Source organism: Thermofilaceae archaeon, from assembly GCA_038731975.1.
In the GTDB taxonomy this organism is placed as follows: domain Archaea; phylum Thermoproteota; class Thermoprotei; order Thermofilales; family Thermofilaceae; genus JANXEW01.
Window position 1 is genome coordinate 1 of record JAVYQJ010000006.1, and the last position, 12,427, is coordinate 12,427.

At 60.7% G+C, this 12,427-nt stretch carries 9 protein-coding genes; 5 read left to right on the forward strand and 4 right to left on the reverse strand.

Features of this window, described 5'->3' with window-relative positions; translation table 11 throughout:
- Nucleotides 1-390: 390 nt before the first annotated feature.
- From QXF46_04325 to QXF46_04335, 3 genes are all read left to right on the forward strand, one after another.
- Nucleotides 391-1,692: an MATE family efflux transporter gene (locus QXF46_04325; protein MEM0226079.1), complete on the forward strand. Its 1,302-nt coding sequence runs from the start codon at nt 391-393 to the stop codon at nt 1,690-1,692.
- Between the two features lie 153 nt (nt 1,693-1,845).
- The gene (locus QXF46_04330; protein MEM0226080.1) at nt 1,846-2,901 is read left to right on the forward strand and encodes a PmoA family protein; all 1,056 of its coding nucleotides are present in this window, start codon (nt 1,846-1,848) and stop codon (nt 2,899-2,901) included.
- Nucleotides 2,902-2,976: 75 nt separating this feature from the next.
- Nucleotides 2,977-5,478, forward strand: a complete 2,502-nt coding sequence (locus QXF46_04335) for a glycoside hydrolase family 2 protein (GenBank protein MEM0226081.1) — start codon at nt 2,977-2,979, stop codon at nt 5,476-5,478.
- Between the two features lie 72 nt (nt 5,479-5,550).
- Here the strand turns inward: QXF46_04335 and speD are convergent, their stop codons facing one another.
- Entirely contained in the window at nt 5,551-5,955 is a 405-nt protein-coding gene (speD, locus tag QXF46_04340) for an adenosylmethionine decarboxylase (protein ID MEM0226082.1), read from the reverse strand.
- Nucleotides 5,956-6,039: 84 nt separating this feature from the next.
- Between speD and QXF46_04345 the strand changes: the two genes are divergently transcribed.
- On the forward strand, nt 6,040-6,780 hold the full coding sequence (locus QXF46_04345; GenBank protein MEM0226083.1) for a ThuA domain-containing protein: 741 nt from the start codon (nt 6,040-6,042) through the stop codon (nt 6,778-6,780).
- On the opposite strand, the gene QXF46_04350 is transcribed toward QXF46_04345, so the two are convergent.
- Nucleotides 6,777-7,943: a DUF2341 domain-containing protein gene (locus QXF46_04350; GenBank protein ID MEM0226084.1), complete on the reverse strand. Its 1,167-nt coding sequence runs from the start codon at nt 7,941-7,943 to the stop codon at nt 6,777-6,779. The two genes, QXF46_04345 and QXF46_04350, sit on opposite strands and share 4 nt — an antisense overlap.
- A gap of 64 nt (nt 7,944-8,007) precedes the next feature.
- Complete coding sequence (gene prs / locus QXF46_04355; GenBank protein MEM0226085.1) at nt 8,008-8,922, reverse strand: ribose-phosphate diphosphokinase; 915 nt, start codon at nt 8,920-8,922, stop codon at nt 8,008-8,010.
- A 77-nt stretch (nt 8,923-8,999) separates the two neighbouring features.
- On the opposite strand from prs, the gene QXF46_04360 reads away from it, so the two are divergent.
- Nucleotides 9,000-11,378, forward strand: coding sequence for a glycoside hydrolase family 31 protein (locus QXF46_04360; protein ID MEM0226086.1), 2,379 nt, complete (start codon nt 9,000-9,002; stop codon nt 11,376-11,378).
- 27 nt (nt 11,379-11,405) lie between these two features.
- Here the strand turns inward: QXF46_04360 and QXF46_04365 are convergent, their stop codons facing one another.
- Nucleotides 11,406-12,383 (reverse strand): hypothetical protein, encoded by a 978-nt coding sequence (locus tag QXF46_04365; GenBank protein MEM0226087.1) that lies wholly within the window; start codon nt 12,381-12,383, stop codon nt 11,406-11,408.
- Nucleotides 12,384-12,427: the final 44 nt, after the last annotated feature.

A 12,427-nucleotide genomic window follows, 5' to 3' on the forward strand; every position in this document is an offset into this window, starting at 1 on the left:
ACGTGGCTTCCGCTTCTTTAACGGCTTCAAGAACCCTATCAACTTCTCTTCTAGCACCCTCCCCCCTCGGTACGAAGACGTAGGCAGCTACGATGGGATCCCGGTAGTAGTCCCTAGGGAGCATGCCGGTCACTGCGGAGCAGGGAAGGGGAAATAATATGCCTGCGCTTACAGCCTGATGTTACCGCTATCGCGCGCCCAGTAAAGCCTTCGGAACCCCATGAACGGCTTAAAGCTACGGGCGCCCCCAGAGGGTAAAGTAATGATCTTGGAGTGAGGAGTGATCAACTTGCCGCCGGGATAGAAATTGACCGCTGCGATACTTTAAGAATGTGGAGCGCTACATGTAGTTAAAGTTTTAACGAGGGGTGTCGAGGGTGCCGGCGTTCCATGAGGCCTGGCAGGGGTTCGAGGGGGATGGCTGAGCTGGAGAGTTACAGGGATCGCATCGTCAGCGGCCCCCTAGTGCCTACTCTGTTGCGCTTGGGGGCTCCTCCGATGCTCTCCCAGATGATCAACCTGACCTACAATATCTTGAACTCGCTGTGGCTCAGCCTCTTCAGCGAGAGCGCGATCGCTGTGCCCCGGCAGGTCTTCCCAGTCCAATTCTTCTTCATGGCTCTGCTCAACGCGCTTGGCACTGCGGGGACGAGCATCGTGTCGCAGTACGTTGGCGCAAAGATGTTTAAGGAGGTGAAGAGGGAGTTCTCGAGGCTCTTCACCGCTGCGGTTCTCCTCGGCTCGCTCTCTTCCGCGACGTTCTTCGCCCTTCGTCCCTTGATCTTCGGGTACGTTGTAGCCACTCCGCCGGAAATCTACGATTACGTGATGGGCTACACCGCGGTCACTTCTTTGAACATGATGATATCGGCGGCGACGATGACTCTAACGACGGGGCTCACATCCGTGGGGGAGACGAAGCTACCCTCCTTGATCAACTTCGCCGGGATGGCTGTGAACACCGCGCTAGATCCCGTCTTCATCCTAGGCATCGGCCCGGTTCCCAGGCTGGGACCCATAGGATCCGCGCTTACGGACACGATTGGCCTGCTCATATCGCTCTCGCTGCTCATGGCAGTCTTCAACCGAAGGTTCAGCGAGATCCGACCCAGCTTCACGAGGGACTACAACGCGGCCTGGGTGAAGCTGGTCGCGAGGATCGGAGGTCCGGTTGCCTTAATGTCGATGCTCAACAGCTCCGCCTTCATGATGCAGCTCCGCCTCGTCAACAGCTTCGGCGTTGAGGTGGCGACAGCTTACTCGATCGGCTTCATCGTCTTGGACATCGCCGACGCAGCCATGTGGGGGCTCTCCGGCTCGATCGCGATAATCGTCGGGCAGCTGCTCGGGGCGGGGATGCTGAGCAAGGCTAGGAGCAGCGCGATCAAAGGCTCGCTCTTCATCGCATCCATCGTCGCCGTCTCATCCTTCGTCATCTACTTCGCCAGGGAGCCCATAGTCAGAGTCTTCACCTCGAACCCGGTCGTCATCGAGGAGAGCTTGCGATTCCTCGATACGATCCTGCTCGGCCTACCCTTCTTCGCGTTCTTCATGTGCGGGTTCTCAGCGGCAAGGGGCGCCGGCCGCACCCTAGCTGCCACCCTCATCAACATCGGGCGCCTCTGGGGCATCCGCGTCGGCCTCTCCTACGTCCTCGCCTTCACGATGGCTCTCGGCCCGCTCGGCGTATGAATCGGGATCATGCTGAGCAACATTGCGGGAGGGCTGCTCATGGGAGCGTGGCTCGTCCACGGAAAGTGGGCTAGGCCCGTGATAACGGAGCTCAACGGCAATCCGAGCGCGTAGCAACGACACAGATTATTGCCTGTGGAGCACACCCAGCGTGTGCCGCGCTTAAGGCTATACGCGGGACCCCGCGACGCGATCGAAGCGCCCTGTGAAGCCCGCGTGGGGCTTTCAGATGGCTCCTACGTGCTGAGAGACGAAGCTGGCTTCAAACTGCCCGCGCAGGTTCACGGCGGCGTCCTTTCGTTCGTCACCCCCTTCCTCAGGAGGGGTGAGATCAGAACCCTTGAGGTGATCGACGAGGTACCCGACTCCACGCTCGAACTGAGGGATACTGGAAGCGAGGTGGTTGTTGCGAGGAGGGGCTTCCAACTGGCTGCTTACAAGTATTCAGGCGGGAGGATGCCGTACGTCTACCCTCTCAACGTGCCCGAAGGCGTGAGCTTGACGGAGGACTCGCCGCGAGACCATCCACACCATCACTCCCTCTGGACCGCGCACGGCGATGTGAACGGGGTGGACTTCTGGGCGGGCGACGGCAGGATCAGGCACTTACGCTTCAAGCGCTTGACAGCTGGCCCCGCTTACGCGGAGATCGTGGCTGAGAACTCGTGGGAGGCAGAGGGGGGTAGGCTGTTGGTGGAGGAGAGGAGAATCCGATTCTGGAATGTCCCGAGCGGAGAGTGGCTGATCGACTACGAGGTCGTCCTGCAGCCCGAAGGCGAGGTAGTGCTAGGTGACACGAAGGAGGCTGGAATGGTCTCGCTCCGCGTTGCAAGTTCAATGACGGTACTCAAAGGTGGCAGGCTGACGAACAGCTGGGGCGGCGTGAACGAAAGGGAGGTCTGGGGTAAAAGAGCGGAGTGGTGCGACTACAGCGGCCCCCTTGCGGGCTCGGTGTGGGGTGTAGCGGTCTTCGACCACCCGACGAACCCGAGGCACCCAACCTACTGGCACGCGCGCGACTACGGTTTGATGACCGCCAATGTCTTCGGGATCTCCCACTTCACCGGGAGGAGGGAGGGCGAAATGAGGCTTGCTTCGCCCACGCGCTTCCTCTACCGCCTGCATGTGCACAGGGGTTGGGTTTGCGAGGCGCATGTTGGGCTCAGGTACCTCAACTGGCTCTACCCGCCCACTGTCGAGCCTGCTTAACCGGTGGTAAGAGCTAGCGGTTGACCCGCGCGGCGTTACACGTTTTTACCGGCGGCTGTACGAGTGCTCGATAGCATGAAGGTAGTTGTAAGCCTCGATGGCGCGTGGAAGCTGAAGTGGTTCGAGTTCGGCCGTAGCGAGGGGCAGTTCTCGAAGGACTACGACGACAGCTGGTGGCTCGACGCGAAGGTGCCCGGCGAGGTTCACGAGGAGCTGCTCAAGCGGGGGTTGATCGAGGACCCGTTCTACGCCAGCAACTGCGACAGGAGGGAGTGGGTGGAGAGGGTCGACTGGTGGTACCGCAAGCGATTCTTCGTTCCGAAGGAGCTTCAGGGCAAGAGGGTCGAGCTGGTCTTCGAGGGGCTCGACACCTTCGCGACGGTTTGGCTGAACGGGGTGAGGGTCGCGGAGTCGGAGGACATGTTCCTGCCGCTGCGGGTCGATGTCTCCGACAAGCTGGAGTACGGCGGCTGGAACGTGATCGCAGTCCGCTTGGGCGCACCCTGGTACGAGACTTTGAGGAGGGCTGGCGGCTTCAGCGAGCGGACGGTCAACTGGAACGGGAGCTACGCCCGCCTCTACGCGAGGAAGGCGCAGTACCAGTACGGCTGGGATTGGGCGGTCAAGCTTCTGACGGTCGGCATCTGGCGGAGCGTGAGGCTGGAGGCCTACGACAAGGCCGTCATCAGGGACGCGTTCGTGTGGACGCGAGAGCTTCGCGACGGGAGGGCGATTCTGGAGGTGTGGGTGGATGTCGAGTCGCTGGCCGAGTTCGCGGGCGAGCTGGTGCTTGAGGCGAGGTGCGGCGACTCCCTGATCAGCGCGAAGTGGCCCGTGCGCGTCGCGAAGGGTTGGAACGAGTTTAGGTACCAATTGGAGGTTGAAAACCCGAAGCTATGGTGGCCTCGCGGCTACGGCCCCCAGAACCTCTACGAGGCTAGAGTGGCTCTGCTCGTTGACGGCGAGCGGGAGGACGAGCGTAGCTTCCGCTTTGGGATCCGGACGGTGGAGCACGTGACGCACGCCCCCATCACCCCAAACGGCAGGGTCTTCTTCTTCAGGATCAACGGCGTCCCCGTCTTCCTCAAGGGCGCCAACTGGATCCCGGCGGACTTGCTCATCTCGAGGATCACGCGCGAGAGGTACAGGGAGCTGCTGGAGCTGGCAGTCGAAGGGAATCACAACGCCCTAAGGGTGTGGGGCGGGGGCCTCGTGGAGTACGACGACTTCTACGACCTGTGCGACGAGCTCGGCATCCTACTCTGGCACGACTTCCAGTTCGCCTGCGGCCACTACCCGGAGGACGAGAAGTTCCTCGCGCTGGTGGAGAAGGAGCTGGAGGCAACCGTGAGGAGGCTGCGCAACCACCCGTCGATAATCCTCTGGTGCGGGAACAACGAGGACGAGGTTCTGGAGTTCTTCAGCGGCTTCGGAGTCTACAGGCACAGGAAGGACTTCGAAGTGGCCCCCAGGGTGGTGTCCAAGCTCGACCCGTCCAGGCCCTACTGGCCATCGAGCCCGTGGGGGGATGCCGGCCCGACCGACTCCTCGACGGGTGACGCGCACAACTGGCTCGTTTGGCACGGGATGGTGCCGATCGAGGACTACCTGAAGGACGAGTCGCGCTTCCTGAGCGAGTTCGGGATGCAGGCTGCCCCGCACGTGAACAGCTTGAGGAGGTTCCTGCCTCCGGAGAAGCTCTGGCCGATTAACGAGCTGTGGGTCTACCACTACCACGTGCCGGACAAGATGATCCCCTACCTGAGGGACTTCGGGGACCCGAGGTGGCTGCTGGAGTACGTCTTCCTGACGCAGCTGGTTCAGGCGGAGGCCTTGAGGACGGCGATCGAGCACGCGAGGCGGAGGAAGTTCGCCTGCGGCGGAGCCCTCTACTGGAGCTTTAACGCGCCCTGGCCCAACATGTGCTGGGAGACCGTCGACTACTACGGGAGGCCGAAGATGGGCTTCTACGCCGCGAAGAGGGCTTTCGCGCCCGTGCTCGTCTCCCCCCTCAAGTCGGGTGAAGCGATCGACGTGTACGTGGTCAACGACCTTCTAACGAAGGTTTCCGGCACGCTCACCGTGCGCGTTGTAAACGTCGGAGAGCACAGAGTCGTGAAGGAGCTCAGGCTGCCGGTCAGCGTCGAAGCCAACGCTTCGAGCGTTGTAGCAAGGCTCCACGCAGGCGAGCTGGTAGGAGACCCTGCGCGCGAGGTGGTGCACTTCACGCTCGAGCACGAGGGCGGGTCAAGCCGGAACGTGCTGCTCCTCGCCAGACCGCGGGAGGTAAGCTTCGCCCCCACGGAGCTGGAGCTGAGCGTCAAATCGGTTGAGCGCGGGGAGGGCTACGTAATCGTCGAGGCTGAGGTGTCGAGCAGGGGCTACGCCAGGCTCGCGCACGTTGATGTGGTCGAGGACTACGTGGCGATAGCCGACGACAACTACTTCGACCTTCTACCCGGAGAGAAACGGACGGTTAAGCTGAGAGTGAAGGGCGCAGACAAGAGCTTCACCCTGCTGGCTGCAGCTCAAAACGCGAGAGCCGTCATGAAAGTCGTGGATCCACCCCCGCTTTAGAATAAAATCCTTGGAAATGTTTTTCTTCTTTTAGTAGCGAGAGTTCAACGGTCTCGACAGGTTCAAAAAGTATTAGGCATGATGGATTGCCGTTTTCAGGCTGGGTTGGCTGCTCCTGTCAGCGTAGTTGAATGTGTAGAACCTGGGCTTCAGGGCTTTGACGATGTGCTCGAACGCTTTGAAGGGGTCGCTCTGCTCGCCGCACGTATAGACGTCGACGGTCGCGTACCGGTACTCGATCCACGTGTGGACGGCGATGTGGCTCTCAACGACGAGCGCGATTACGGAGATCCCTCCCTTATCGCCTCCGAAGCTGTAGGATCTGAGATCCCACACCCTCATTTTCCCGAGCTGAGCGGCCTCGAGCACAACCTTCTTCAGCTTCTCCTCGTCCGCGGCGACCGATAGGTCCACATCGTACAGGTTCCCGTACACGTGCTTCCCAACTACCCCATCTCTACGCTCCTCACTGTCCATCTCTTTCAACCTACGGGGGCTTCGCTACACTTCAGGGGGTTTAAGAACCTTATCCTTTTTATAAGAGCCGAAAGCAAGGGCATTGTGGAAAGGAGGATCCGTGTAACCGTATGGGGTGAGTTTATACAGGAGAGGACGGAGGAGGCGGTTGCACGCGTCTACCCCCGGGGTATTCACGAGGCGATCGCGGAGCACCTAAGGCAGATGCCCGACCTGATCGTCAGGACGGCCACGCTCGAGCAGCCGGAGCACGGGCTCAGCGATGAAGTCCTCCGGGAAACGGACGTGCTGGTCTGGTGGGGTCACGTGGCTCACGATAAGGTGAAGGACGAAGTCGTCGAGAGGGTGTACAGAAGGGTTCTCGACGGGATGGGCCTGGTCGTCCTCCACTCAGCCCACTACTCGAAGATCTTCCGGCGGCTGATGGGGACCTCCTGCAGCTTGAAGTGGAGGGAGGCGGGCGAGAAGGAGCGGATCTGGGTTGTCGCACCCTGGCACCCGATCGCCGAGGGCCTGCCCGAGTACTTCGAGCTCGAGCACGAGGAGATGTACGGCGAGTACTTCGACATCCCGCCGCCGGACGAGCTCGTCTTCATCAGCTGGTTCGAGGGGGGTGAGGTCTTCCGAAGCGGCTGCTGCTTTTACCGCGGTAGGGGGCGGATCTTCTACTTCCGGCCGGGGCATGAGACGTACCCCACGTTCTACAACCCCCACGTCCGTAAAGTCATCTACAACGCCGTCAGGTGGGCAGCCCCCACGGGCGGCCCAGCTCCGCGCTACGGCAACGTTCAAGCGCTGGAGCCCATAGGGCGGAGTAGCCGCTAGCTTCTCTTCCTCACCTTCGCGAAGATCAGCGTAACTAGGATGGCTGCGAGAGCGCCCCAGGTGACTAGGATCAGGTTCGTCGGCTTGCTTAGGAATTCGAGAATTGGTGCCAGCGGGCTCTCTTCCACCCTCTCCGCCCCAACGGCGATCTTGGGCTCGGGCCAGACGAACGGCCTGACGAGAACCCAGTGAAAGACCGCCTTCTGCGTGAAGTTGTAGGCTCCGCCGCATTCCTGCCCCAGCGCGATGACCGTCTCGTTCGTTATCCCGAGGTTGGAGAGGTGTCCCAGCAGCTTGACGGGCCCCTCGTCCCTGAGCTGCCAAACCTCGTACCTCACGGCCTCCGGTGCTACACCGATGCGGAAGAGGAAAGTCTCGTTTGCGTTGAAAACGGGTGACGCGCCCCCCTCGTCCCAAGTTGTCACATCCCAGTAGTAGTTCGTGCTACCCGGTGGGCCGGCCAGCCTGTACCAGGTGAACCTGCCCATGCGCCCCTCCGTTTCGCCTGACACTCCCCAACCCCAAGCGTGGATGTAAGCACCACGCGCATCGGCTGGGTGCGCGGACTCGGTGCCGTACTCGCGCACGTCGAGGCAAGCGTCGTGGTCGAAGGCCGTCATCGGCGTGATGAGGGCCTCAACGGCCAGCGGCGGAGTGAAGGGCTGAGACACGATTTGCACGTACTGGTTGGGAGCCAGGTAAGTCCCCGAGATGAAGAGGCCTTTACCGTCTAACACTCCTCCTCTTATTGTGACGTTGTAGACCATCGGGGTTGCGAAGGGAGTCCAGAACCTCGTGTCGAGCGTTTTGAAGTCGTCGAAGAAGATGAAGACCTTCCGGGGGTCGTGGGCGCAGGGGCCGGGCGTGAGCGTGATCGTTATCTGGTCTCCCGGGGCGAGGTAGGGGATCCGCACGTACACGGCCACGCTCTTCGCCTGAAGAGTCTCCGGTGGAACCCAGATTGGCAGGTACATGCCCGCTGGGTCTACCGCGCACATCGAAGCAGGCTCAATCCCTTCAGCGAGCAGCTGCTCCCTCTCCACAGTGAAGAAGACGACGTAGCTCTCGATGGGGACCCCGGCGACATTCTTCACAGCGACGGGCAGCGGGAAGGCTAAGCTCGCTGAGAGAACGACTAGAGCCAACAAAGCGACGTTCCTCACACTATCCCCTAGCTTTAATCGATTCATGGCAGATAAAGATTTTCCTAAGATTTTAATAATGATTTTAGAGCAATCCCAGCTCAGAGGTTAGGGGCTCGGCAATCGCCGGGGCGATGGGGACCCTGCTTATCGGGCTAAGCACGGTATCCGTGCCTACGAGGTCGATCAAGCCGAGCTGCAAGAGCTTCTGATAGCCCCGACCGACGAGCAGCGGGTGGACGCACGTCACGAGAACCCCTTCGCAACCCAGCTCCCTGAGCACTCTGACGGCCTCGATAATCGTGCCACCGGTGCTGATGATGTCGTCCACTATGATCGCGGTCTTACCCTTCACGTTCGCTCCTCTAGCCTCGATCCTCACCTCCGTTGCTGAAAGCCTCTTCTTCTCCAGGACGGTGTACTCGGTGTTGAGGTCGCGGGCCATGATGGCGGCCCACTGTTCGGCCTCCTCATCGGGCCCTACGACGACGGAGCGGCTCAGGATGCCCGGGTGGTTGGCTTTCACGTACTTGGCCAGCTCCCTCACCCCCGTGAGGTTCCTGAACTTCGCCCCGAAGAGTGCTGTGGGGTCGGTGATCCTGTGCAGGTGCATATCGACCGTGTAGATGCTGTCGACGTTGATTGTGCGGAAGAGCTTCGCCACAGTGGTGATGCTGACCGCCTCCCCCGGCTTGAAGCGCTCATCCTGCCTCGCGTAGGACATGTACGGGATCACCGCGTGAACCTCCCTAGCCCCCAAGTCCCTCAAAGCGTCGAGCGTCAGCAGGGTCTCAACCAGCGCCTCGTTGGGGCCCCGCTGCAGGGAGTTGACGTAGATGACCCGCCTGCCGTCAACCTCGCTCAAGACTCTAACATACGTTTCACCGTCGGGGAACTTCTCCACCTCCACGCTGCCCAGCTCCGCACCCAGGATCCTCGCGAGCTGGATCGCGATGTGCTCCCCCTGGCTCCCCCCGATCACGATCGGTTTGCCGCTCATTGGCCCATACCCTACTCGGCCTCGTATATTACGCTTACTCCGAAGCAGATTTTACTTCCCCCCGCAGCCGAGGAAGTGTGGGCGAGGCTGCACCCTTCACTTTGGGCGGCGTCAAGGGCTTTGAGCGTGGTGCAAGCTTTGTAATACTCGACTGCGGAGGTCCCAAGTTGAGGATCGCTGCTGCAACCCCTGACATCGTGAGGGTGACGCTGGCGCCCGACGGCGTCTTCCGCGAGGACTCCTACGCTGTCGTGTGGAGGGGGGAGGCGCCGGTGGAGGTCGAGGACTCCGGCGAGGCGCTCGTGGTTAAAACCCAGAAGCTCGTTGTGAGAGTACATAAGGGGGCTGCGAGCCTCGAGGTTTACGACAGTGGGGGACGGTACATCTGCTCGACTCACACGCCTGCCGTGGCGTGGACCCCATCGCGGTGGGGAGGGCACGCTGTCAAGCTGTTCATGCGCCTCCACGTCGACGACCACTTCTACGGGTTGGGCGAGAAGGCCCTCCCCCTCGACCGCCGCCGGTACAGGGTGACGATGTGGAACACCGACGCCTTCGGCTACCGGGCGGGCACCGACCCGCTTTACATGAGCATCCCCTTCGTGATCGTCCTGAGGAGGGGGCTGGCCTACGGGGTTCTCTTCGACAACCCCTACAGGTCAACCTTCGACCTCGGCGCGACGTCTGAGGAGTTTTGGAGCTTCGAAGCGGAGGGCGGCCAGCTCGACTTCTACGTCATGCACGGGCCATCGATGAAGGAGGTCGTGGAGCGGTACACCCAGCTGACGGGGCGCATGCCGCTACCACCGCTCTGGGCTCTCGGACACCAGCAGTCGAGGTACAGCTACTACCCGCAGGAGCGCGTCATTGAGGTCGCTGAGCGCTACAGGAGGGAGGGCATCCCCTGCGACGCCATCTACCTGGACATCCATTACATGGACGGCTACCGGCTCTTCACCTGGGATCGGAAGCGGTTCCCCAACCCGAAGGAGATGGCGGAGAAATTGCACAGGATGGGCTTCAAGCTGGTCACGATCGTTGACGTGGGGATCAAGCTCGACCCCGGCTACGAGGCCTTCAGGGAGGGGGTGTTGAACGACTACTTCGTCAGGATGCCCAACGGCGACCTGTACGTCGGGCGCGTGTGGCCAGGCCTCTGCGCCTTCCCCGACTTCACCAGGGCGGAAGTGAGGGAGTGGTGGGGCAGCCTCCTCAAGGCTCTCGTCGAGCAGGGGGTGGATGGGATCTGGCTAGACATGAACGAGCCCTCCATCTTCGATGTCCCGACGAAGACGATGGACGTTGAAGCCCTCCACGCCGACGGCCCCCACGCGAAGGTGCACAACGTCTACGCTCTCCTCGAGGCCCAGGCCACGTACGAGGGGCTGCTCAAGCTGAAGCCCGGCATAAGGCCTTTCATCCTGACGCGGGCGGGCTTCGCCGGCATCCAGCGCTACGCGGCCAAGTGGACGGGCGACAACACGGCGGATTGGGAGCACCTTTGGCTGCAGATCCCGATGCTTCTGAGCCTCGGCCTCAGCGGCGTGCCATTCGTGGGGGCCGACGTGGGGGGCTTCTTCGGCAGGCCGACGCCCGAGCTGCTAGTCCGCTGGTACCAGGTGGCCGCCTTCACGCCGCTCTGCAGGAACCACCAGTGCATGGGCAGCTACGACCATGAACCCTGGTTCCACGGACCCACCGCTAGGGAGGCCATCAAAAGGGTCCTGGAGCTTAGGTACCGGCTGCTCCCCTACCTTTACTCCCTCTTCTACGAACACTACGCGAAGGGGTACCCGGTGATGCGACCCCTGGTCTTCGAGTACCAGGATGACGAGGAGGCGTACCAGCTGGACGACGAGTTCCTCGTCGGGCCCTTCCTCCTCGTGGCGCCCGTTCTGAAGGAGGGGGCGAGGAGCAGGGAGGTCTACCTGCCGTCTGGCGAGTGGTTCGATTTCTGGACGGATCGGGTTTACAGGGGGCCCGCACGGCTCGTCGTTGAAGCTCCGCTGGACAGGGTCCCGCTCTTCGTCAAGGCGGGGGCCGTGATCCCCATGTGGCCGCCGATGAACCACGTCGGCGAGAGGAAGCCCGACCCGCTCTTCCTTCACGTCTACGCCGGCAACGGGTCCTTCACGCTGTACGAGGATGACGGCGAAACGCTGGAGTACACGAAGGGGGCTTACGCTCTCACGAGGATCTCCGCTAGCCTCGCGGGGGAGCGCCTTTCCATCGAAGTGGGCAGAAGAGAGGGCAAGTACCAGCCTGAGCGGAAGCACGTGGTCATAGTCGTGCACGGGGCACGAGAAGTCGTTAAAGTGTTGAAGAACGGCGTGGAGTTACCCCATCTCGTCTCACCGGAGGAAGTGGGAGAGGGGGTGCTGGAGATCGACGGTAAGGTTTTCATTAAAGTTAGGGATGCTGTTGAAGGATGCAAGATCGATGTAATATTTAAATAAAATAAAAACAAAAAATAGAAACTTTTGTTACTTTCTTCTTCTCTTGAATACGATGAACGCTAGGATGAGGACGGCTACTACAGCTATTCCTGCGTAGACGATCATCATCAGCGGTGGTCCCCGGCCGGCTCTCGCTGCTCTAGCCTCCTCTAGATTCATCTGCGATATCAGGTAACCTTTGATTATATCAGCGCTTTCGCCCCTCTGCACCATGTCGGCTATCCCTCTGATGGAACGGACGGCCTCGCTCAGCTCATCTTGGCTCCTGTAGACTCTCATGTAGACGAGGAGTCTAACCAGGATGCCCGGCGTAAACTGAAGGTTGAAGAAGAGCCAGTTCCTCAGCGAGTATGTGTTTCCTCCCCACTGCCGGTTGTCCTCCACGTGTATGCTCATCCCGCTCGGCCAGGCTTCCCCGAACACGGCGAGGACGAGCCCCATATCCTCCGTGTAGGGGACTATCCAGCCGAAACCGTTGCCGAAGGAGCTGCCCTCGACTACCCACGTCCCCGGTATATGCTCCTCCCTCAGCTTAACGCTCACCTCCGTCCCGTTCATCAGTAGTATAGTGACTCTTTTGCCGGCAAAGAGCGATATCGGTAAATCTAGGTCCCACGACATTCCGGAGAAGTTGGAGGGGTTCCGGGCTGTGAGGTTCAACTCGAGCAGTAGCGAGTCTAGGCCGATCCAAGCGACCTGACTCCACGAAACGTCGGCGAAGGCGCACTGGAAGACCCCGTTAAAGCTCGCTTCAACGTCGCCGGCCTTAGCGCTCAATGAGATCCAGTTGTCCTGCAAGCTGCACGCATCAATCCACTGCCAGTTGGGGCCCCATGTTTTAAAGTGCCCCGTGCTTTTCGTGAATCCCTCATGGTTTATCTGCATGTGACCCTTCGTGCTGAAGACCACTTGCAGGTCGGCAACATTGTATTCGGGTTGGGCGAGAGCAAAGGGTAGCAACACTACCAGCAGGAGAGGCAGTAAAGCTGGCAACCTTCTTCGCATAATCTTGGTTTATCGCGTAACTATATAAACTTTTGGCAAACTTT

What these genes read in the sequence shown, in the direction of transcription:
- prs (MEM0226085.1), bottom strand. Translation starts at nt 8,922, where the DNA reads ATGAGCGGCAAACCGATCGTGATCGGGGGGAGCCAGGGGGAGCACATC.
- QXF46_04335 (MEM0226081.1), top strand. Translation starts at nt 2,977, where the DNA reads ATGAAGGTAGTTGTAAGCCTCGATGGCGCGTGGAAGCTGAAGTGGTTC.
- QXF46_04365 (MEM0226087.1), bottom strand. Translation starts at nt 12,383, where the DNA reads ATGCGAAGAAGGTTGCCAGCTTTACTGCCTCTCCTGCTGGTAGTGTTG.
- QXF46_04325 (MEM0226079.1), top strand. Translation starts at nt 391, where the DNA reads ATGAGGCCTGGCAGGGGTTCGAGGGGGATGGCTGAGCTGGAGAGTTAC.
- speD (MEM0226082.1), bottom strand. Translation starts at nt 5,955, where the DNA reads ATGGACAGTGAGGAGCGTAGAGATGGGGTAGTTGGGAAGCACGTGTAC.